Here is a 22,477-nt window from a genome sequence, read left to right on the forward strand (position 1 = left end):
ATAGTATGTGTTCTAAGCAAAAGCATCGGTTAGGGATAGGGAACAATATGACTGAACAAAAGGGTACGCCTGAAGAAGTATCAGCAAGTGAAAAAGCCAAGGCAGAATCCAACCCCGCTGAGGACAAAAAGAATAGTAAAATTCGTAAGGCGACTAACATCATTTTGATTGTTGTTAGTTTTCTATTTGTATTCCACTTAATAGCCGACCGTTTTATTCCTTCCACTGATTTAGGCCGTATTCGCGGCTATGTCGTGCCAATTAGTCCGCAAGTCTCTGGTGAAATTGTTGAGATATTAGCAACTCCCAACACGCTAATTAGAGCGGGAGATGTGTTAGCCAAAATAGATGCTACAGACTATGAGATTGCATTGAATCAAGCTGAACAATCTTTAAAGAAAGCCGGGCAAAATGTTGGCGCTCAAACTGCCAATGTCACTGCTGCACAAGCTAAAGTGACCAACGCCGTTGCCAATTATAAAAATGCACAAGTTCAGTCGAAGCGTATTTTCACCATGGTTGATAAGCAGGTTATGTCGCAAGCTGATGCTGACAATGCTCGTGCAGAGTTGACTAAAGCAGAGGCAGGTGTTGCTAGCGCTAAAGCGGATTTGGCCAAAGCTGAAGAGCGTTTAGGTGCAGAGGGGGAGAATAACACCAATGTTAAATCGGCATTACTCAGTTTAGAGCAGGCACAGTTAAATTTGCAGCGCACCTCCATTACAGCGCCTACTGACGGTGTCGCCTCTAACTTTAGGTTGAAAGAGGGGATATATGCGAGTGCAGGCCAGCCTATTATGACCTTTATCTCTTCTGAAGATGTCTGGATTGAAGCGTATTTCAGAGAGAATAGTTTAGGCAATATAACTGCTGGTGATGAGGTCGAGTTCGCGCTAGATTATGCGCCAGGCCAAGTGTTTAAAGCAAAGGTGGGCAGCATTGATTACGGTATTGACTGGGGACAGAGTGAACAAACGGGTAAACTTGCTCAGATCTCAGGCCAAACTGGCTGGCTTAGGCAGTCACAACGCTTCCCTGTCACCATAGTATTATCAAAAGATGAAGCGGTCGGGCTACGACGTGTGGGCGGCCAAGCCGATGTCATCGTTTATACCAAAGATAATTCAATAATTAACTTATTTGGCCGCGCTTGGATCAGAGTCGTAAGCTGGTTCTCTTATGTCAGATAAGGCTCAGGAGCTTATTGTTAACGCTGAAAAAGCAGCACTTGAAGAGGCTATCTATACTCGACGAGTGCTCAGGTTCACCTTAGGAATAGGTCTTGCGGTCGCAGTCTCTTCTATCTGGGCTTGGCCGTTAGCGTTTATTGTGCCTGTGTTTGTTGCTAAGTTTTTGGTCGACAGACAAGAGCCTACAGTACAAACCGTGTACGAGTTACTCATCTCGATGATTTGTACTATCGCGATAGCTTGGTTAGTCAGTTTCGGACCAACACAATACCCTGCGGTGTTACTGCCATTATTGGCGATGATGATGCTGTGGGGCTATTACCTTTTTAGTAGCCCTAAGTGGAATTTCTTTGCCACTATCTTTATTGTCGCCACGCTGTTGTTACCCTATCTTGGACTGTTGCAGCCGGGCGCATCACTGATGGTTGGGGTTGGACTCAGTTTTTCAGGGGTTGTGGCGGTTGCTATTTTTGCATTGCTGCATGTTTTATTGCCAGATCTTTCTCCTGATAAAGAGTCGCTAGCCAATGCAGAGCAAAGTCATGATGAACGCACTCATGAGGCATTCCGAGCGCTCATTCTAGCGTTTCCTGTTATCTGTTTTTTCTATTTTTTAGAGATCTCAGGTGCGTTACTGACGATGATATTTATCGCTATCTTGTCGCTACAAGCCGCAGGGGCAAAGAGTATTAAAGTGAGTCTTTTTTTGTTGGTCACCAATGGTATAGGTGGCGTATTGGCTATCGTGTTCTATAACTTGTTGACGATTGTTCCTGAATTGCCATTTTACATAGGTATGTCGATGTTAGCGGCACTAATATTTGGGCAAAAGATCTACGCTGATCCCGCCAAGGCACCACTGTTTGCGGGGATCTTGTCGGCTTTATTAGTGGTGGTTGGCTCTACGGTTTCATCAACAGACAAAGATGTTGCGGTTAACTTTTATCTGCGGATTTTGCAGCTATTCTTAGTCGGCGTGTACATGATATTCGCTTCTTTTTATTTAGAATCTAGAGATTGGAAATTCTTGAAAAAGAGAAATAGCCTTTAAGTCGATATAAGAATAATACAAATAATTTTGTTTGTAACAATAGTATGGAGTTTATAGGTAATGGATCATATCTTTATCGGGCTAATACTATTTGGCTTATTTTCTCTACTTATTGGGCTGTTTCTGCAGCTTAAACGGGCTGTCAATCAAGATATATCTATCTTTTTTAAATTAAGAAAAAACCGTGTATACGCCGCGCTATCATTACTGGTTTTTACGCTTATTTTACAACTTGTCGGTGCGATAGGCTTATCGATAACCTATGACCATGAAGTTAAAAAAAGCGGCGAAGCACTTAGAACCTTAACCAAAACGAGTGATGTCGCCCTTTACTCTTGGGTCAAAGGTTGGGAATCGCGTATTACAGCCGTTTCGAGCAACCCTCTTTTGCAGAAACGCACAGTTGATCTCATTTCTGAATCTAACAACAAAAATGCACCTGTTAGTGAAAACATTCAGTGGTCAAGAGAAGCTTATCAGCGTTACAGTCAATCTTTTGGGTCGTTAGGTTTTTTTATCACGGCGCTAGATGGTACTAACCTGTCCTCTTCAAGAGATGAAAATATCGGCACGTTGAATATTGTTGCCCGTAAAGAGGCTAAGATTTTTGCCCGAGCAGTTGCTGGCGAAACAGTGATTACCGAGCCTATCCGCTCCGAAGTTATATTGAAAAATCCCTACGGTATTGAGCAAACTCAAACACCGACTATGTTTGTACTGAGCCCTATTCGTGATGCTAAAGAGAATATTTTGGCAGTATTGATGCTGCGTATCGACCCTTATAACGAGTTTGCAAAGTTAGCTGAAAGTGCTGGGGTTGGCAAAACAGGAGAGTCTTATTTTGTATCTCAAGAGGGATATATATTATCTCACAGTCGTTTTGAGAAAGATTTGCAATCATTAGGACTGGTCGATCCTGGACAGATGTCGGTATTAAATCTACGGGTAACCGATCCTGGAAGGTTACTTACCCCTGAATCACCAGCAATAAAAAACCATAATGATAACCCTCTCACATACAGTGCTAACCAATTAAGTATGCGTATGGATGGACATAATTACGAAGGTTACAAAGATTACCGTGGTAAGGAGGTTATTGGCGCTTGGCATTGGGATAGCCGTTATGGTTTTGGTGTTATTACCGAGATGGACCTTGATGAAGCTGCAAGTAATTACTTCTTCTTTAAAAATATTATCATTGGGATTATGGCTGCGATTGTGCTGTTGTGTATCTTGCTCTCTTTTGGTGGTATCAAGATAAGTCGTCTGGTGCATGAAAGATTGCAAGTTGATAATGATAACTTAGAGCGAAAGATTGGCCTGAGAACTAAGGAGTTACAAGAGCGGGAAGAAGCGCTGTGGGATCTCTACGAAAACTCATTTGTGGCTTATGCATCGGTTAATGTCGACGGCGACTTTATCAAGCACAACCGGCAGTTTGCTCTGTTAGCAGGTGTAGAGCGTGAAGCTTTTAAAAGCGTTAATTGGCGCGATGTCATTAATGAAGAGAATGGTCCAATTGATAGTGTATACAAACAAGCATTAGGTGGTATTAGATCGCAAGATGAAAGGGTGCAGCTGCATGATACCAGCGGCGAGATGATCTTTGTCTCAGTATCGACCGATCTTGTAAAGGACGACTCCGGGCAAGTTACCGAGGTTAGGTTTTCATTACTCGATATTAGCGAGCAAGAAAAAGTCCGTTTAGAAATGCTGAAAAACCAGCAGCAATACCAAGTTTTGCTGGAAAACATTCAGGGTGTTGTATACCGCTATCGGGTCGATATTCAAGATGACATTGAGTATACATTGCAGTATTTGAGTCCAAATGTAGAAGTCGTGACAGGTTACCGCAGTCAAGATTTTATAGGCGAAAAGGCTCAGCTTACTTTTGTCGATATTGTTGTTGCAGAAGATATGAAGGCGCTCAAAGCTGAGCTGAGTATTGCCTATCAAGAGCAGAGCTTTGTTACCCGCGATATTCGCATTAAGAACGTAGCAAATGAATTAAGACATTTACAGATTAAGGCGCAATTTGTTTACGATGAAATAGGCGATGCTTGCTATTTTGATGGCACATTATTTGATATTACTGAGCAAAAGCTAGCTGAAAATCGACTCCAGCTATCTGAAGATAAACTCAAGGTGGCTGCTGAAAGCGCAAGGATGGGAATGTGGGATTATTATCCTGCTGAAAATAAAGTTGTAGTAAACCCGATGTACGCCAATATGCTTGGTTACGATGTACTGGATCTCTGTGTTGATAACGAGCAGTGGTCAGTGCTTAATGCTGGAGAGCAAACCTGGCTCGACTTAATACACCCAGATGATAGAGAATCAATTCTGGATAGCTTAAAAGCACAAAGTAAGTCGAATCCGCAGTTGCTGAAACGCGAATTTAGAATGCAACGAAAAGACGGTAGTTATGACTGGATAATGAGTATCGGGCAGGTGCATCATTATACTGAAGATGGTCATGCCGGTCGGATCAGTGGCGTTCATCTCAATATCAATGAGTCGAAAGCGTTGCAAAGGGAGCTTGCCTCAGCGATTGAAATTGCTGATGACGCTAACCGTGCTAAGGGAGAATTCCTAGCCAATATGAGTCATGAGATCCGCACGCCGATGAATGCCATTATTGGCATGACACATCTTGCACTTAAAACGGAATTAACTAAGCAGCAACACAACTATATTGATAAATCCCATCGCTCAGCTCAGTCCCTATTAGGGATCATTAATGACATACTCGACTTTTCAAAAATAGAAGCGGGTAAACTAGATATCGAAGCGATTCAATTTCGATTAGAGGATGTATTAGAGGACGTTATCAACTTTGTTGGCATTAAAGTGGCTGAAAAAGAGTTGGAATTGTTGTTTGATATAGACCCAACTATTCCTGCTATGTTGCAGGGCGACCCGCTCCGATTAGCGCAGATCCTTACCAACCTTGCTAATAATGCGGTTAAGTTCACCGAGGAAGGTAGCGTGATCATTGGCGTCAGTATTGAGAAGCTGACAGATGATGAGGTCACGCTTAAGTTCTCTGTCACAGATACTGGAATAGGGATGACGGCAGAGCAGCAGCAAGGCTTGTTCAAAGCGTTTTCTCAAGCCGATGCATCAACCACTAGAAAATATGGAGGTACAGGATTAGGGCTAGCAATTTGTAAAAATTTGGCTGACTTAATGGGTGGTCATATTGGTGTCTCAAGTGAAGTGAATCAAGGCAGTATTTTCTATTTTGAGTCGGTCTTTCCCATCGTAGAACACCATGATTTAACTCCCATTTATCAAGGTAGTTTAGAGGATGTCCGAGTGTTACTTGTAGAAGATAATGCCAATTCTCGTGAGATCCTTTTAGCCATGTTAGATAGCCTTAACGTGCAAGTGGAGTGCGCTGAAGATGGCGTAGAAGCCGTCGCAATGCTCAAAGCAAGCGAGGCTTCACCTTATCAATTAGCATTGCTTGATTGGAAAATGCCAAAGCTTGATGGAATAGGTGTGGCGAAATTTATCAAGCAGTTGCCCAAATCCATGACGCCCCATGTTGTTATGGTGACTGCTTACGGCAAAGAGGAGTTATTATTAGATGCCGTGGATGTGCCCATAGACGCAGTGCTCACTAAACCTGTTACTCAATCGACTTTATGGGATGCGTTATTGCCAGCCTTGGGCTTTGCGCCTCGTAAACTCACTAGCTTTTCAAAAAGGCGCAGTCGAGTTGAAACGGCGCTATCTCAACTTGCAGGAGCAAAGCTGTTAGTTGCAGAAGACAATGATTTAAATCAGGAGCTCATCGTAGAGCTGCTAAGCAGTAATGGTATTACGCCTGTGCTGGCTAATAACGGTCAAGAGGCGCTCGATCTTCTCGAGCAAGAACAGTTCGATGGTGTATTGATGGATTGTCAAATGCCAATCATGGATGGTTATAGTGCTACTCGAAAAATTAGAGATAGTAAACAGTTTGAACACCTTCCAGTGCTGGCCATGACGGCAAACGCAATGGCAGGTGATAGGGAGAAAGCACTCGAGTCGGGGATGAATGATCATATTCCTAAACCGATTAATGTTGATGAGTTATTTACTACCATTGCTAAATGGGTGACGCCTAAGCATCCACAAATCGCTGTAGTGGTGGACACACCTTCAGGGGGACACGATATTGACTTTAACCTCTTTGAACATATCGATACTCGATTGGGTTTACATCGTACTCAAGGAAAAACAGCGCTTTATATAAAGTTACTGCAGAAGTTTGTTGGCGGACAACAAGACTTTTCAACGCGATTTAGTGTGAGTGTTGAAGCTGATGATATGGTAACAACAGCAAGACATGTACATACATTAAAAAGCGTTGCCGGTGCAATAGGAGCACTAAAGCTCGCTGAGTATGCTGAGCAATTAGAGCAAGATATTGAAACATTAAAACAATCACTAGTAGATATTACTGTTAGTGATAATTATGAATTGTTAAAAGATGAATTATCACTGGTCTGTAAAGAGATTCAGTCACAATTGCTTGCGGGAGTTAAAGAGCAGACGCTAGTTGCTTTAGATGCTGATAAGGCTAGCGCCGTTTTAGCTACACTTATCGATATGCTTAACGACTTTGATATGGCAGCGACCGAACTTATCACTACAGAGCGAGCAGCACTTTCATCTAAGCCACTTGCACCTCTGCTTAAACAACTTGAAAAACAGCTAGATGATTATGAATTTGATGAGGCATTAAAAGTTGCGGTACAGATGCAAGCGATAGTCGCTGCTAGCGTTACAGACAATTAATTTATTACGATATAGGAAGGATGTGATGGAACAACAAACCTTACTAGTCGTCGATGACACTCCAGCGAACATAGATGTTTTGGCTGGAATGTTAAAAGATGATTATCAGATAAAAGTGGCTAAAAATGGTGAGATAGCACTTAAGATTGCTCAGCGTTTGCCTTTAGATCTCATTTTACTTGATATCATGATGCCTGGAATTGATGGTTTTGAGGTTTGCAGACGCCTCAAAAGCGATCATACCACCCGACACATTCCCATCATTTTTGTTACCGCAAAAATTACTGCTGAAGACGAGCTTAAGGGCTTAGAACTGGGCGCGGTAGATTATATTACTAAGCCATTTAACCCGCCTATTGTTCAGCAACGAGTTAAAACCCAGTTGGCGCTGTTCAATCAGAGCCGTGAACTGGCGATTAAAGTAAAACAGAAAACAGCCGAGCTGGCGGCGACTCAACTTAAAGTAATACAGAAACTCGGGCGCGCTGCGGAGTATAAAGATAACGAAACAGGGATGCATGTCATTCGGATGAGTCACTATACACATATCTTAGCGAAAGCGGCGGGTATGTGTGAAGTTGATGCTGATATGTTAATGGCTGCCAGCCCAATGCACGACATTGGTAAAATAGGTATATCAGATGCCATCTTGCGTAAGCCTGGTAAGCTAACCGATGATGAGTTTGAAGAGATGAAGAAGCATGCTGAAATCGGTGCTGAAATTATTGGAGATAATGAATCGGACCTGCTTAAGATGGCAAAAATTGTTGCCATTAGTCACCATGAAAAATGGAATGGTACCGGTTATCCTTATGGGCTTAAAGGGGAGGATATTCCTCGCATAGGGCGCATTGTTGCAATTGCAGATGTCTTTGATGCATTGACTTGTGAGAGACCCTATAAACGAGCGTGGTCTGTAGAGGAAGCTATATCTCATTTACAACAGCAGGCGGGTGAGCATTTTGATCCACAATTAGTGCCTTTGTTTTTAGAACATATGGATGAGATTACAAAGGTTATGCAGTCCTTCAAAGACTAAATCAGTAATTTGATAAATAAACTTAAGTCATTATTTTCTATTTTTAAAAAGGTTGTTTGCACTAAAAAGTGTACTTAGCCTTAGGTATTGCTGTGTTTGAAGAGTGTCGGTGACTAAATTGTGAAAGTGTTAAGCGTCAGCTGTTCAACATTTGTTAAGCTTGCTAATGATATAGTTTAATCAATAACTTGAATCTTGTGCTATAGCTTATATAGCGCAAAATTTTTAGTGGATGTCTAATTCTAAAAATGCAGCTCTTAGCTGCGTTTTTCGTTTTACCAAAAGGATAAAACTATGTTTCAACTGAATAAAGCTACTTTCCAATTTAATCGAGTTAAGTTAGCAGCAGTTCTCGTTCCAGCATTGCTTGTTGGTTGTGCAACTGGTGACACACCTGATTCAAAAAAAATGAATGCTCGTGAAGAGACTCAAGCTGCATTACAAGAGATCTACAAAGAGCATCCTGGAGCTAAGTCTGCAGTCGCTGAATCAGTTGGTTATGTTGTTTGTACTGGTAGCAATACATACCTTTTTGCATTATCAACCGGTGGCGGGATCTGCGTATTGCATGAGGGAAGCAAGAAGTCCTACTACCGCTTTGCCACTGGAGGTGTTGGCGCTGGAGTTGGCTGGAAGCAGCTAGGGTTTGTGCAAGCATTTATGGATAGAGACGCACTAACACGCTACAAAGAATCTGGATATGAAGGCCAGGCTCAGGCTGAGGCGAGTGCTAAGTATGAAGAGAGTGGCGAACAAGCCTCTGCCAACCAATCTGTAGACATTTCAGGTGTTAAAACCTATCAAGTCAACCTTATGGGGGCAGCTGCACAGGCAACGGTTCAAGGGTATAAGTACTGGGAAACTGACTTTACCGATGATTTTGTAGAGAAAGACGAGTAAGTCTTGATTATTGAAAAGAGCCAGCGATTAAGCTGGCTTTTTTTATGATTTAATCTAATAAAATAGACTTAAACGACAGAGAGAATGGTCCCTGTTGCTTATCTGCAAGCAGAAAGCCTATCTGTTTTATATCTGTGAGTTTCAGTTCTGGCGCTTTGACCTGTTGTCCACGAAAAAGCGCGATGAACTCCGCAGCACTAAATTGGTAAGTTAGCCATTTACCTGATTCGGTCTTAAATGTTCGAGAGTAAGCTGCAGCGTCCCAGTCATTACTTGTACGTAAACGCAACTGATACTGTCTACCATCGCCTTTTACGCGAATATTAACGTGGGTTGCCTTTGCTGGCACTTTAGTGGTTAAACGCGCTCTTGTTGAGGCAAAACCGCCATTGTTATCAAGTGATAACTCCCCACTAAACGTCGCTACCTTGTTGTCATAATTAACGGAGCTGCTTGATACCCCGCCCATTACAGAATCATTGATAATATTCCAACTATTCTCGGGCTCAATAGTGAAAGGTGCCGCCAGACTTACGCTACTCATTAATAGGTTCCCTAGAAGCAATGTGATGTTGGTTGATAAAGTTTTTTGTTTCCGATATTGATAGCTGTTCGTCTTCATGTTGTTCTCTTGTAATCTGCCTTATTACCAATACGGCGTAAATACTGATTTGGATGACTGTTTATTTTTAGAGAGTATTTTGGGAAGGATAGGGCACAAAAAAGCCGCGGTGCATGGAGAGTAACAGCGCGGCAGAATAGACCCACATTTGTAAAGTGTTAATTCATTGTCAGTATTTGGCTTTCGCTATCGGTCATGTAGCTCCACTCAACATATTGTGGATTTTGTCCTTCATAAAACCAAATTACGGCAATTAACTGGCTCTCATGATTAGCAATTTTTAACTCTTTGCTTAGTTTACCGTCGCTTAAAGGGCCCCTAAATAAACAAGAATCAAAGTTGACACTGTAACTGCTGCCTTGAGCGGTGTAGTCATCACATAGTGAGAAGTAACCTCTGCTCTGGCTGCTCTTATTGACGTTAATCGTTAACTGGTAAGAAGCTTCTAAGGCGTTATCGGCATCCACAACTAAATCATCAAGAGACGTTGGGGCTGGTGTTGGGTCAGGATCTGGATCTGTGGTGGTCGTTGTTGTCGTTGTAGGCGTCACAGCCGCTGGTGCAGGGCTTGCACCATCGCCATCGCCGCCACCGCCACAAGCTGTAAGTGCTAATAATGAAAGTGCGATAAGACTTAAACGAACCTCGGTGATTTTTTCAATTTTGGTTTTCATGTGATACTCCATTAATCGTTAAAGATAAGTGCGTTGTCGGCATTTTCATACCAAGTTGGGTTAGTCGCGCCAGTATCATCGGCAGCAAAGTCAACAAACTCGGAGTAAGCATTGTCTAAACGCTCTTTCTCTTTAGGGTGCTTCCATGTAACAGGGATCTCAATTGCCCAAGCCATGCCATTTTCATTCTGGAAGTACTGGTTTTCACTTGGATTTGAAGCATCCTCTCGGTAGCCGAAATAGTTACTTGAGAACTTATCTGTCGGAGCTTGGTTCTTTAAGTGGATCTCAAGCTGACGACCAGGATTTGCTCCAACGGCATTTTTGGCTGCGGATCCATGATCGGTATTCGGTGTTGCAAAAATGAATGGGTCATAAGGGAAAGCTGGGATTATGCTTTCTGAAACGGGTACATCAAATGGAATATCTAATGACCATGTCGTTCTAAATGCACTTTCACAACCGGTTTCGGTACGCAGGTATTCACAACCTTGCTCTAGCGTTACATAATCGGAAAGATCTTGAGTAAAGATAAACACCGCATTCGTTTGGCCAGTTTCCAGTGGAGAATCTTCTTGAGGAATGTCATCAATAGTCCAGTTGATCAGTGATTCTTTAATTTTGTTACGACTTACACCGGGTAGGTGTACGCCAAACCCGTTATGGTAAGCTGCGCCCATAGCGGCTAACTGAGCTTCAAAGCCAATACGTCTAACTTTGTTGTCTTTTACATATTCAATAATTCGCAGTTGGACCACCACGTCGTTCATGTCAAAATCACCTAAGTCTGGGTATAGATCCTCATAGGCAAGTGTGGTGAAAGTAGAAGAAGAGGGGTAGTAGTTAATGGTGACACCGGTTTCAGTTAAGGTCACTGCATAGTCTTCAACTTCGCCATCTCCAACGCCACCTGTAGCGGCGATATCTTGTTGTGTACTTAAGCGAAAGCGTGCCCAAGTTGGTCCCTCTTTAGCCCAACTTGGGACTTCAATACTAATGGTGTTTAAACCATTATCTAGCGGTTCACCAAGAATAATTTGCTCTTCTAATTCAAAGGTACCGCTTTGATCCCAATCAAACCAAGCATTTAGGTAACCGTCTCCCCCTTTAGCGGTGACCAATAAGATGGCACTTTCACCTAATTCAAAACCTGTTGGCATGACAACACCATCGTCATCATCGGAGTTATCGCTAGCATCGTCAGATAATGGGGCTGCATATCCGTCAGATTCATTATCAATCAAAGCCCCTAAATATAAGCTGTCAGTGATAGTATGGCGGGCACCATTTGAGTCGAGTACGGTGCCATATGAATCAGGGGCATCACCAAAGTCGACTGAATCACCAACAGTCACCTCAGCTAAAGCACATCTCGCGCCGTCGTTGCTTGAAGAAGAAGGTCCATAGGCAAACAATACTGCAGTTGGCGAAGCATCATTCACGTTGACCTTGTAAATATTACCGTTACTGTTATTACTGACGTATAAATTACCATCGGGGTCAAAAAATTGTGCGCCAAAAATGAAGTTACTGCCACTTGAAGTAATCACAGTACCCAGGTTTACTGCTGCTCCCGTTGCAGCGTCAATACGCAGTAGTTTGCCGCTAGAACCATTACTGATTGAGTAGATGTGCCCATCTGTTGGATGAAAGGCGAGATCGGTAATATTGTAAGTGGCATTATTTTTACTACCGGGAATAATGGTCATGTTGTAGCTTGCGGGATTATCGAGAGGAATTTTGAATAAGCCTTTGCCTTTGCGATAGCCGTACCAAACATTTTCAGCAATAGCGACATCGCCAACATAAAAAGAACCTGCAGATGCTGCGGCGGTATCTTTAGTGACATTTAGCGCTGCAATTTGATAGTCATTACCGGCCTTACCAAGAGTGGCATTTGAGTAATCCCAACCATAAATATAATTGTCATGGTAGTTAAAACCGACGCCATTAAATGCGTTACCAGTCCCCATATCATCCGACAGAACCGAGTAGCTGCCAGTGGCAAGGTTAACCCCATAGGTCTTTGGTGTATTAGATTGTTTTTGAATGACAAACGCTTCAGTAGGACAAGCGCTAAAAGGATCTGAAGCATTAACATTCGCTGATATAAGAAGGCTAAGAAGTAAAGGGGAGCCGCAGCTCAATGAAATAGTTTTGGATATTTTCATAATGCATCTCTCACTGTCATGTTATCAAAGTAAACTAGATAAGCATAAGGCGTGCCATTACTGTAAGTCGCTATTTATCAGTGGCTTACCATATTTCATGGTGAGGTGGGCTGCGGGTTATTCGCATTTTGCAAACAAAATAAGTAGTAGAGAACGCCGTCATTAGTGATGCACCTAGGAATGATTTAGAAGTGAATAAATAGCTGTGAGTATATGTTTCTTATACTAATTTGCTTAACTGTATAACAGTGCTAAGTTTTATCTAGCGATAACATCTTATTAACTATTATTTGGGTGGTAGAAAAGTTATGTCGAAACTGCGCATCGGGATAGTGTGTCACCCCAGTATTGGTGGCTCAGGTTTGGTAGCAACCGAACTCGGCCTTGGCTTAGCCAAGCTTGGGCATGAGGTTCACTTTATTTCCAGTGTTAGGCCTTTTAAACTGATTGAAGATTTTCAGCAGCTTTTCTTTCACTCTGTAGAGGCAATTAATTATCCGCTTTTTTCAGACCCTTTATATACTTTTGCGCTAACGGCTAAAATTGTAGAAGTCGCAGAGCAGTACCAACTCGATGTAGTACACGCGCATTATTCAATTCCTCACTCTCTATGTGCATATCTTGCGGGGGAGATTAGTCAACATAAATTTGCGACGGTAACAACGATTCATGGCACTGACGTTACCGTGGTTGGGCAAGATAAGCCGCTGTATCCGCTGAATAAGTTTAGTATCCACAAAAGCAATAAGGTCACAACAGTCTCAAGCTTCCAACGTAACTATATTTACAGCCACTTTGATAATGATAAGTCGATAGATGTCATCCATAACTTCATTGACTTAGAAGTGTTCTCGCCAACATTTGCTGATATCAATACTCGCAGGCAAATGGCGAAAGACGATGAAAAAGTGCTGATGCATGTCTCAAACTTTAGAGCGCTTAAAAACACCGATACGGTTATCCAAGCTTTTCACCTATTACTTCGTACAGTAAATGCACGTTTGGTGCTACTCGGTAGTGGACCATACATAGATAAAATTAAAGCTCAGTGCGACAAGCTCGGCATATTACACCATGTCACCTTTATGGGAGATGTGATGCATGTGGAGTCATACCTTCCGAATGCGGATTGCGTCATTCAGCCAAGTTATCGTGAGTCGTTTAGCATGGTGCTACTTGAAGCAATGGCCTGCGCAGTTCCCACTGTTAGTAGCAATGTAGATGGGATCCCTGAAGTGGTTGAGCATGGAGTGAGTGGTTATATGTTTGATCCAGAAGATGCATTAGCGATGGCAAAAGCAATGGAAACTATTTTGCTAGACGATAATAAGCAGCAACAAATGGGACTAGCAGGAAGAGAGCGGGCTAGGGCACTTTTTAGCCCCAAACAAAAAATTAGCCAGTACGTTGAGTGTTATCACCATGCTATTGCTGATAATGGTTACTTAGAGACTGTAGTAAATAGCTGAAAAAAGGACGATTTATATTATGGTTGATAAGACAGCAGTAGCCGATGTAAATAATGACAGTGAGCTTGTAAAAGAGAGTGCCGAAAAACCAAAGAAAAAGATGAGTATGTCTACGCTTGTCCTGCTGTCATTTGCAGCGGGTATTGCGGCAGGGCTGTTTTTCGGCGAGATGCTAGCTTGGATGTCGGTGATAGGTGATGCTTTTATTAAGCTACTGCAGATGACCATTATTCCTTACATTATCGTGTCGCTTATCTCTAGCTTAGGCAGTCTGACCTTGGCACAAGCTAAATCACTTGGGGTCAAAGTAGGCAAGTTGATGCTGGTGATTTGGATGTTTGGTTTGCTAACCATGTTCCTTATTAAGTACAGTTTCCCCGACTGGCAGGCGGGGGAGTTTTTCAGCTTAACGGCGTTGGAAGATCCCAATTCGATTAATCTACTCGATGTGTATATCCCATCAAACCCGTTCTTTTCTTTGTCTAATAGTTATATTCCTGCAATTGTGCTTTTTTGTGTCGCTACCGGCATAGCGCTTATTTCAATTGATGACAAAGAATCGTTAATGCGGCCGATGCAGTTATTAGGCGAGTCATTTAATAAAGTAACCCAAAGCATTGTAAAGCTAATGCCAATTGGTATTTTTGCTATGACCGCCGCCACGGCCGGCACCATGGATTTTGAAGAGTTTCAAAAGCTGCAAGTTTATTTTGTCGCCCATGTAGTCATGACTCTGATTTTGACCTACTGGGTGTTACCAGCAATTTTGGCAACTATCACCCCTTTTTCATACCGTGACATAACTGGTATTGCAAAAGATGCAATGATCACCGCGTTCGCAGCCGGTAATATATTTATTATTATTCCGTTACTTATCCAGCGAACTAAAGAGCTATTCCATAAATACGATATTGGCGATCAACAGACAGATGACTACGCCAATATCATTATTCCAGTGGTGTTTAGTTTTCCGAATCTCGGCAAGTTGTTAACCATCGTTTTCGTGCTGTTTGCCGCTTGGTTCTCTGGTAAAGATATTGATTTTTTAACATACCTGCCAATGTCGATAAACGGTTTAATTAGCTTGTTTGGCAGTGTGTATTTAACCATTCCAATGTTGCTAGATTCGCTAGAGTTGTCATCGGATCTATTCCAGCTCTATATGGTGTCGAGTTTGTTTACTAGCCGATTTACCTCCTTATTGGCGGCGATGAATATCTTTATTCTCGCCGTTGGTGGTACCGCCATGCTGGTGGGCATTGCTAAGGTTAGTATGGCGCGATTAATTATGTATAGCGCACTAACCCCGGTTGTTATCGGAGTGAGTCTATTAGGCTCTAGTTGGTTATTAAGCAGTATTGTAAACACCGAATACAATATGGACGAAGTCGTTGCACAGATGAGCGCGGCAGAGAAGGTTCCCGACCAGGTAACCTCTTTTCGATGGGATGAATTAGCCAAAGCGACAGGCCCAAGGAGTGTGGCCGAGATCAGAGAAAGTGGCGTATTAAGAGTGGGCTATAATCCCATTCAAGTACCGTTCTCATTTTATAATGCCCAAGATGAGCTGGTGGGGTTTGATGTTGAGCTGATGAAAAAATTAGCGGCAGAGATGGAGGTTAAAATCGCATTTGTGCCTTATACATTTGCCAACGTGTTAGGCGCGATAAACCAAGGCCAGTTTGATATTGCTATATCAGGGCTACAGATGACCACTAAACGCATCGAGCATGTTGGTTTCACTACTCCTGTACTCGATCTGCATTACTCATTTGTGGTTAAAGATCATCGTGCTGATGAATTCAAGACTGATAAACTGCTGCGCGAGGCTGGCCCGCTTCGTATTGCCTCAGTTGGTTCTTATTCTATCATTCCACATCTAGAGAAGAAGTTTGCTAACTTTACCTTCGACACTATCCAGTCTGACCGTTTGTTCTTTGAAGATGACGGTAAAACATGGGACGGGTTGATGATAAGTCTTGAAGCGGGCAAGACTTGGACTATTCTGTATCCAGAGTACACCACACTGTATAACCGAGAAGAGATTAAATCTTTTCCAGCATCTTATGCCGTTGCGCGCGATAATGCGTCACTACAGACATTTCTTAATAGTTGGTTAGCGATTCAAAAGTCATCGGGTTACGTCGATAAGCTTTATGGATACTGGATTTTAGGTGAAAATGCCAAGCCGAAAAAGCCGCGCTGGTCAGTGATTAAGGATGTGTTGCACTGGGTTAAAGAGGAAAGTTAATACCGCTAAGCACAGCAATATTGGGCGACTGTAAGTAACCTAAACCAGCGAATATCTGGCTTTAGGTTACTTGCAGTGAAATACGCACTACATTATCCAGCTGTAACTCAATACACCATAAGCATGCCAATCCTGTGGATCGGATTCATACTCTTTACTGTAAAAATCAAAGCGCCAGCTTAGTGACCAATTCGGAAAAGCCCAAACGACTCCCGCACTTGCTTGAGCTTGCTGATTTTTTAATTGCACATAAGAGTCGTAGGGGAGATCGCCATCAAGTGTTAAATCGTTAAAGCGATAACCCGCTTGAGCGCGAGTAAATACCGTCCAACTGCCACTGTCTTTTGCTGACATACTGTATTGACCGTAATGCCCTTGATGGCTACTTAGCTGACCAAATGACTGCGCTAAGTCATCGCCCCAGCGCAAGGTCATGCCAAGGTTTGTTTCAGAGCGGAAATTACCCAGTTGCGAATAACTGTGACCGCTCAATTCCCAATCACTGTTTTTAAAAGCTTTATGTCGGGCGAATAGATAGTCTGCTTCATAAGCTAGTTGCAAAGTTAATTGGTTTTCTACCTGATATTGCCAGCCCTGAGGCTCAGTCGAGGAGGTTATCTTGTGCACTATTTCTTGTGTTGCTTGAGCACCAGAAGCGGGCCCCATTATCCCTATACTCAACCAGTTCTTTTGCGCGATATGGCTGCTGTAGGCAGCGGTATAGCTTTCAAGTTCTAGTAAGCCTGCGTAAGGGCGCTCATTAGGTTGGGCATAATCATAACCAATTTCTGTTGGCGTCCACATGCGCTGATAAATTTTTGCGCCCCACTGATTACGGCCTTCTTGTTGGGAAAAGAGTAACTTTGATTGCCAGTTAAAGGGTAACAGTGCGTGCGAGAAGTCGTGATCGTCTGCGGTTTGCCAGCCAATAACAATGCCATTGGAAAAGTCACCGTCATCACCGATCACCACGTCATTATCTAAGCCCAGATTCCACTGGTCCGCATGAGCAGGAACTGATAGTGAAATCGATATTAGTGCGGTGGCAACCGCTTGTTTTAGCTTCGCTGGATCTCTAGAGGGGAAGAAAGTCACAATAGACTCCTCAATTTAGTTCAATGCATGATTTCAGGCGAGAAAATACACAAAACTAACAGAGCCAGCATATAGACAAACGGCAGGCATGTATATAGCCGTTCAACTTGAATATGCTCGTTAAAGCCCATTAACACTGCCATTAAATCCTGCATCTTTAGATAGCATTAGTATAGCTGGCCTAGCTAACTTGTTGACGGTAGGCTCGTGGCGATAGTCCAGTTATGCGTTTGAATGCCCGAGAAAAGTGTGGCAGATCGGAATAGCCTAAAGAGGAGGCGATGCGGCTGATAGGAATATTTACATCAGACAACATCTCGCAAGCTTGGTTGAATAGAATATTCTCAACGATGTTTGAGTAGCTGGCATTCTCCTTTTTTAAACGCCGTTGTATCGTGCGGACAGGCATCCCTAAGATTTCTGCAGCAGCTTCTATTGGTAGCCTTCCTAAGCCTAAATAGGGCTTAAGTGCTTGCCTTAATGAGTCAGCAAATAATGCGGGTTTTAAAGGGGAATGAGCAGGAGTTTCATGCCAATTTAGCGCCAGTTTCACCGGGGAAGCTAACTCTTCTGTAGACAGAGACAACCCAATCACTCGGCGATTGAGATAAAACTCAGCGTTTTCAAGCAACAGAGATGCTTTAATTTCTTCGGCATTAGTTCCAGTGAGCATTATTGCGGTAGGGGACCACTGTCTATTTGTTAATGCCCGCACTAGTTCGACCATAAAAGTGACAATAAAGTGTGCTCTAAAGTCTTGTAGTTGTTCGCTATAGAAACGGTGTTCTCGAATAAACCAATGACGGCCTGCAAGATGTCGAAGTTTTACTGCCGAATGCAGCGACTCTTGATTAAATAGCTGCGCAAACTCATTCAAGGCCTCTTCGAGGGTCTTAGCATGTTGCATTTTACCTATATAGCTTGGGATCAAAACTTGTCGACATACTTGCCAAATTAGCTGGCTGTATCTGTCTGGTCCCGCTTTTTCGCCAATAATGTTTAGCAGTTTAATCAAGGGAAGCTGAGGTATGTAATCATGGCCTGGTGCTAGGATATTTTCTGGCAATTGAGCTTTAGCAATTGATGGGTAAATATCACTGTCTATCTGCTTAAGAATATCCACAAAAGCTAACGCATACTGGGTTTTGATCAAAGGAACGATAGGCGTAGTTTTGTCCATAGTCTCTCTTATCAAAATGAGCGGTTGCTTTTACTCTACTAATTATTAGCTTAAGCCACTGGCTTAGGCAATGAACTAAAGAAAAATTCCCCTGCAAACGGTTAACTAACAGCAATTGCCTTGAAATCCCCTGAGTTACTGTTAGGTTAGAGAGGTGGCTAAATTTCAAACAATTTATTGTAAGGGGAAAGACGATGAACCAAGAGTCTGCAGCAATAAATGCTAAACCCACACTCGCAGCACCGATAAAAGAGTATGGTTTCAATACGCCTCAGCGTTTCTTTGTTGGCTATACGCTCGCAGTCCTGGTCGACCTTACCGTATTAAATCTGTTTAATGAGTTTTGGCAATACATTACGGTTGAGTCTTTTTCTATTTCGCTATTAGTGGCTATTTTATTGCAATTGCTGTTAAAGCTGACGATTGCCGCAGAGCATGCTATTGCTAATTACTTTAAAGATAAACCGGGCAAAGCGCCCAAGTTTTATCGTGCATTTTGTACCTGGCTTATCTTATTTGGATCTAAGTTCATCATGTTAGAGGCAATAAACTTGGTCTTTGGTGACAGGATTAACTTTACTGGGCCTGTTGATGGCATTGTGGCATTTTTTGCGCTGGTATTTGGGATCTTAATTGCTGAATTCATCGTTTCGAAAATCTACTTCTCGTTAGAAGATAAGCCTAAAGACACTGCTTAAAACCGTGCTGCAGCCTTTATTTCATTGGTAACATTCATTGATAAAGGCTGCTGTAGTTGCAAAGTAAAACACTTGTTCGTCGAATACTAACCATTGCACTAAACTTTATTGAAAAGTAGTCTGATGAAACATAATCGATAGAATCTAGCAGACATGACTCCAACAATTGCCACAATAATGAATCATCGCTCAGTAAGGCATTTTACTGATCAAGCAATAACTGCCGCTAACCTTGAGCAGATCTTGAACTGCGCGTTAGCAGCATCGACCTCAAGCTTTATTCAATGTAGCAGTATCATTCGTGTATCAAGTCCTGATAGCCGTGAGAAGCTGGCACAATATGCTGGTGGCCAACCTTATGTGGCCTCTGCTGCTGAGTTTCTGGTTTTTTGTGCTGACTTTAATCGTCACCGACAGATCCATCCAGATGCGCAACTTGGTTTTACTGAGCAAACCTTGATTGGTGCGGTAGATACCGCACTGATGGGGCAAAATGCTTTACTTGCTGCCGAATCATTAGGTCTAGGCGGTGTATTTATTGGCGGCATTCGCAATAACCCGCAGCAAGTGAGTGAGCTATTAGACCTGCCTCAACATGTACTACCATTGTTCGGTTTATGTATTGGTTATCCAGCCAGAGAGCCAGAGCAGAAACCGCGTTTGCCGCTCAATATCGTGCTACACCAGGACAAGTACCAAGCGTTAGACTTCGAGGAAGTTGCAGCCTATGACCAACATATTCTTGAGTATTATGCTGCTCGCAGTAGTAATAGCAAACAAGTGACTTGGTCACAGCAAATCACCGCTACATTAAGCAAAGAGTCTCGACCTTTTATGAAAGAGTTTCTGCATCAACAAGGCTTTAGCGATAAGTGATGATTAATCTGCATTGACTCTTTGCCGACAGTGCGGTGCATTACTGTGCTATCACAGTAAACTTGCTACCTCACGCAGGTTAAGCAATTTAAGAACTGAGGCAAGTTCACAGGACAAGATTTTGAATCTAGATGATATTCGAAATATTGATTATAATGTGCCTTTGAAATACGAGTTATATTGATAGCAGTCTTAGTTAACAACGCTATCAAGCATGATTCACCAAATTATTGACTAAAGAGAAAATGCCATGAGCGCTTTACCACCATGCCCAAAATGTGAATCTATCTATGCTTACGAAGATGGCTCACAGCTAATTTGCCCTGAATGTGCTCATGAATGGAACCCGAACGAAGTTATTGTTGACCCTGATGCAATTATCCTGAAAGACGCAGTTGGTAACTTGTTGGCTGAAGAAGACAAAGTCACTTTGATTAAAGATCTTAAAGTGAAAGGTTCTTCACTAGTACTTAAAGTTGGTACTAAAGCGGTTATCAAACGTTTCGTTGACGCTGACCACGACATCGATTGTAAAGTTGATGGCCATGGCCAAATGATGCTTAAGTCTAAGTTTGTTAGAAAACAAAACTAATTAGCTTTTAGCTAACTCAACATCTAAAACATCTGCCTTGTGCAGATGTTTTTTTATGTGCTTTAAAAGTGCTGATGCACACTGCTGCTCGAACTTCTCAATTTGTGCCTGCAACGTTGTTAAATGATCTGAGGCATTCATCATTTATTAAAAGTCTTTGCCTGTGCTTTAGTTGGCGTTTGGTGCGTTTTTTGTGAAGTTCGAGGTTTTAATTTTGTTAAATTGGTAATTTTTTTTAGCGTTTAATGTTTAAATTAAGCTTTATTTAATATAAAGCTCGCTTTTAAGGCTGAGTTGCTTTGATCCGACACTACCTTCTTGTTATTCTCCAGCGAAAGACTTAACTGGAATATTTTCCAGTCAAAATAATAATTATAATTTAGCCAGCAGGAAACCTTTTTGAAACTAGCCCCTTACCTACTAACTCTGACCAAGCTGCCTTTATCGGTAGAAGCTTGTAATGCGGGTAAAGCTAATCTCTCAATGATATTAACTGGGTTACTGCTGCTGTTATTCTCCGATGGTTTGTCAATATCTTCAGCTGGATACCTAGACCTTAGTGAGTTCATTGCGCTTAACGGCGGTTTTCTTTTTGACTGTCTGGCTGCCAGCTTATTCAGCTTATTGTTAACTAACCCCATTGTTATAGAACAGCTTTGGCGATTGATTCGTTATATAATAAAACTAATCAACAAGTTAAGTTTAGCGGTTTTATTCCCTGGTTTTTCAATTCCACAATTTCAAGCTCAGGTGCAAACTGCACATGGCTGCCGCGCTCCGCCTCTATCTACTCGTCACTTCTGATAAAAAATAAGCTTTTTAATAGTTAAACCATAGGCTTGAACTTAAAAGTACTTCTCTTTTGAGGATTCGTCATGCATGACGATTTCTATATTTAACTGTTATTACAGCCAATGCTGTAGGACTTGTTATCAATGCCTGCAGAGCGGTACACCCTAAGGTTAGAGGAATCTTCCTTTGCTAATCCGAAATATAAGTAAAGCTGCAATGGTGATATTTACAATATTGCTGAGCGGCTGTGAAGGCGGCGTATTAGATCCGAAAGGCCAGATAGGCATCGATGAAAAACATCTCATTGTTGTTGCTACTTTGCTGATGCTCATCGTTGTTCTCCCTGTCATATTCATGACGTTATTTTTTGCATGGAAATATCGTGATGGACGGGAGCATGAAATTTACGCGCCGAAGTGGGCGCATTCTAAAATGATTGAGATTGTTGTTTGGCTAGTGCCAATCGTGATTGTGATTATTTTAGGTGTCATTACTTGGGGCTCAACTCATGATCTTGACCCCTACAAGCCTTTAGACCACCAAGCTACGCCGATAACTGTTGAAGTCGTTTCTCTTAATTGGAAATGGTTGTTTATCTATCCTGATTTGGGGATAGCGTCTGTCAACGAACTTGCCTTTCCAGCAAATGTTCCAGTGAACTTTAAGATCACGTCCGACACTGCTATGAACTCATTCTTTATTCCGCAATTGGGTAGCCAGATCTATTCCATGGCAGGCATGGCGACACAGTTGCATCTCATTGCCAATGAGGCTGGGGTTTTTGAGGGGATCTCTGCCAACTATAGCGGCGCAGGCTTTTCGGGAATGAAATTTAACGCCATTGCTACCGCGACTCCTGAAGGGTTTGATGCGTGGGTTGCCAAAGTTAAGCAGCATAAGCAGCTGTTAAATCCTGATAGTTACCAAATACTCGCTAAACCTAGTGAGAATAATGCAGTTCAGTATTACAGCTCCGTAAGCGAGGGCATGTTTAACCATATCGTTATGCAGTATATGCATATGGATAGCGCTATGGAGATGTCACCACATTCTAGCCATTCATCCTCTGAACATGGGGAGACGGAGTAA

General features: G+C 42.4%; 17 protein-coding genes. 12 read left to right on the top strand and 5 right to left on the bottom strand.

Features of this window, described 5'->3' with window-relative positions:
- Positions 1-47 precede the first annotated feature (47 nt).
- The 5 genes from L2730_RS07745 (at position 48) to L2730_RS07765 (ending at position 8,968) form a co-directional block, all read left to right on the top strand.
- Positions 48-1,190: an HlyD family secretion protein gene (locus tag L2730_RS07745; RefSeq protein ID WP_248974062.1), complete on the top strand. Its 1,143-nt coding sequence runs from the start codon at positions 48-50 to the stop codon at positions 1,188-1,190.
- A complete protein-coding gene (locus L2730_RS07750) occupies positions 1,180-2,241 on the top strand; it encodes a DUF2955 domain-containing protein (protein WP_248974063.1) in 1,062 nt (353 codons plus the stop codon). The genes L2730_RS07745 and L2730_RS07750 overlap by 11 nt, the downstream gene beginning before the upstream one ends.
- Positions 2,242-2,301: 60 nt before the next feature.
- On the top strand, positions 2,302-7,029 hold the full coding sequence (locus L2730_RS07755) for a response regulator (protein ID WP_248974064.1): 4,728 nt from the start codon (positions 2,302-2,304) through the stop codon (positions 7,027-7,029).
- A 25-nt stretch (positions 7,030-7,054) separates the two neighbouring features.
- A complete protein-coding gene (locus L2730_RS07760) occupies positions 7,055-8,068 on the top strand; it encodes a response regulator (RefSeq protein ID WP_248974065.1) in 1,014 nt (337 codons plus the stop codon).
- Between the two features lie 294 nt (positions 8,069-8,362).
- On the top strand, positions 8,363-8,968 hold the full coding sequence (locus tag L2730_RS07765; RefSeq protein ID WP_248974066.1) for a lipid-binding SYLF domain-containing protein: 606 nt from the start codon (positions 8,363-8,365) through the stop codon (positions 8,966-8,968).
- A 49-nt stretch (positions 8,969-9,017) separates the two neighbouring features.
- On the opposite strand, the gene L2730_RS07770 is transcribed toward L2730_RS07765, so the two are convergent.
- The 3 genes from L2730_RS07770 to L2730_RS07780 all read right to left on the bottom strand — a co-directional run bounded on the left by L2730_RS07770 (position 9,018) and on the right by L2730_RS07780 (position 12,435).
- A complete protein-coding gene (locus L2730_RS07770; protein WP_248974067.1) occupies positions 9,018-9,512 on the bottom strand; it encodes a CIA30 family protein in 495 nt (164 codons plus the stop codon).
- Positions 9,513-9,748: 236 nt separating this feature from the next.
- Complete coding sequence (locus tag L2730_RS07775; RefSeq protein ID WP_248974068.1) at positions 9,749-10,264, bottom strand: hypothetical protein; 516 nt, start codon at positions 10,262-10,264, stop codon at positions 9,749-9,751.
- Between the two features lie 11 nt (positions 10,265-10,275).
- Complete coding sequence (locus L2730_RS07780; protein WP_248974069.1) at positions 10,276-12,435, bottom strand: LruC domain-containing protein; 2,160 nt, start codon at positions 12,433-12,435, stop codon at positions 10,276-10,278.
- A 308-nt stretch (positions 12,436-12,743) separates the two neighbouring features.
- Here L2730_RS07780 and bshA point away from each other — a divergent pair, with 308 nt between their 5' ends.
- On the top strand, positions 12,744-13,904 hold the full coding sequence (bshA, locus tag L2730_RS07785; RefSeq protein ID WP_248974070.1) for an N-acetyl-alpha-D-glucosaminyl L-malate synthase BshA: 1,161 nt from the start codon (positions 12,744-12,746) through the stop codon (positions 13,902-13,904).
- 19 nt (positions 13,905-13,923) lie between these two features.
- Entirely contained in the window at positions 13,924-16,155 is a 2,232-nt protein-coding gene (locus tag L2730_RS07790) for a cation:dicarboxylate symporter family transporter (RefSeq protein WP_248974071.1), read from the top strand.
- An 87-nt stretch (positions 16,156-16,242) separates the two neighbouring features.
- Here the strand turns inward: L2730_RS07790 and L2730_RS07795 are convergent, their stop codons facing one another.
- On the bottom strand, positions 16,243-17,250 hold the full coding sequence (locus L2730_RS07795) for a lipid A deacylase LpxR family protein (protein ID WP_248974072.1): 1,008 nt from the start codon (positions 17,248-17,250) through the stop codon (positions 16,243-16,245).
- Between the two features lie 181 nt (positions 17,251-17,431).
- A complete protein-coding gene (locus L2730_RS07800; RefSeq protein WP_248974073.1) occupies positions 17,432-18,430 on the bottom strand; it encodes a helix-turn-helix transcriptional regulator in 999 nt (332 codons plus the stop codon).
- A gap of 194 nt (positions 18,431-18,624) precedes the next feature.
- Here L2730_RS07800 and L2730_RS07805 point away from each other — a divergent pair, with 194 nt between their 5' ends.
- From L2730_RS07805 to cyoA, 5 genes are all read left to right on the top strand, one after another.
- On the top strand, positions 18,625-19,128 hold the full coding sequence (locus L2730_RS07805) for a hypothetical protein (protein ID WP_248974074.1): 504 nt from the start codon (positions 18,625-18,627) through the stop codon (positions 19,126-19,128).
- Positions 19,129-19,281: 153 nt separating this feature from the next.
- Positions 19,282-20,004, top strand: a complete 723-nt coding sequence (gene nfsA, locus L2730_RS07810; RefSeq protein ID WP_248974075.1) for an oxygen-insensitive NADPH nitroreductase — start codon at positions 19,282-19,284, stop codon at positions 20,002-20,004.
- 250 nt (positions 20,005-20,254) lie between these two features.
- Positions 20,255-20,596, top strand: coding sequence for a zinc ribbon domain-containing protein YjdM (locus L2730_RS07815; RefSeq protein ID WP_020911583.1), 342 nt, complete (start codon positions 20,255-20,257; stop codon positions 20,594-20,596).
- Between the two features lie 399 nt (positions 20,597-20,995).
- Positions 20,996-21,400, top strand: a complete 405-nt coding sequence (locus tag L2730_RS07820) for a hypothetical protein (RefSeq protein ID WP_248974076.1) — start codon at positions 20,996-20,998, stop codon at positions 21,398-21,400.
- Between the two features lie 174 nt (positions 21,401-21,574).
- Entirely contained in the window at positions 21,575-22,477 is a 903-nt protein-coding gene (cyoA, locus tag L2730_RS07825) for a ubiquinol oxidase subunit II (RefSeq protein ID WP_248974077.1), read from the top strand.

This window comes from Shewanella kaireitica, assembly GCF_023284045.1.
Taxonomy (GTDB): domain Bacteria; phylum Pseudomonadota; class Gammaproteobacteria; order Enterobacterales; family Shewanellaceae; genus Shewanella; species Shewanella kaireitica.

Excerpts from the sequence above, each read along its gene's own strand:
- L2730_RS07745 (WP_248974062.1), top strand. The coding sequence starts at position 48 with ATGACTGAACAAAAGGGTACGCCTGAAGAAGTATCAGCAAGTGAAAAA.
- L2730_RS07815 (WP_020911583.1), top strand. The coding sequence starts at position 20,255 with ATGAGCGCTTTACCACCATGCCCAAAATGTGAATCTATCTATGCTTAC.
- L2730_RS07790 (WP_248974071.1), top strand. The coding sequence starts at position 13,924 with ATGGTTGATAAGACAGCAGTAGCCGATGTAAATAATGACAGTGAGCTT.
- L2730_RS07775 (WP_248974068.1), bottom strand. The coding sequence starts at position 10,264 with ATGAAAACCAAAATTGAAAAAATCACCGAGGTTCGTTTAAGTCTTATC.
- L2730_RS07800 (WP_248974073.1), bottom strand. The coding sequence starts at position 18,430 with ATGGACAAAACTACGCCTATCGTTCCTTTGATCAAAACCCAGTATGCG.
- bshA (WP_248974070.1), top strand. The coding sequence starts at position 12,744 with ATGTCGAAACTGCGCATCGGGATAGTGTGTCACCCCAGTATTGGTGGC.
- L2730_RS07765 (WP_248974066.1), top strand. The coding sequence starts at position 8,363 with ATGTTTCAACTGAATAAAGCTACTTTCCAATTTAATCGAGTTAAGTTA.
- L2730_RS07750 (WP_248974063.1), top strand. The coding sequence starts at position 1,180 with ATGTCAGATAAGGCTCAGGAGCTTATTGTTAACGCTGAAAAAGCAGCA.
- L2730_RS07780 (WP_248974069.1), bottom strand. The coding sequence starts at position 12,435 with ATGAAAATATCCAAAACTATTTCATTGAGCTGCGGCTCCCCTTTACTT.
- L2730_RS07755 (WP_248974064.1), top strand. The coding sequence starts at position 2,302 with ATGGATCATATCTTTATCGGGCTAATACTATTTGGCTTATTTTCTCTA.
- L2730_RS07770 (WP_248974067.1), bottom strand. The coding sequence starts at position 9,512 with ATGAGTAGCGTAAGTCTGGCGGCACCTTTCACTATTGAGCCCGAGAAT.
- L2730_RS07760 (WP_248974065.1), top strand. The coding sequence starts at position 7,055 with ATGGAACAACAAACCTTACTAGTCGTCGATGACACTCCAGCGAACATA.
- L2730_RS07805 (WP_248974074.1), top strand. The coding sequence starts at position 18,625 with ATGAACCAAGAGTCTGCAGCAATAAATGCTAAACCCACACTCGCAGCA.
- nfsA (WP_248974075.1), top strand. The coding sequence starts at position 19,282 with ATGACTCCAACAATTGCCACAATAATGAATCATCGCTCAGTAAGGCAT.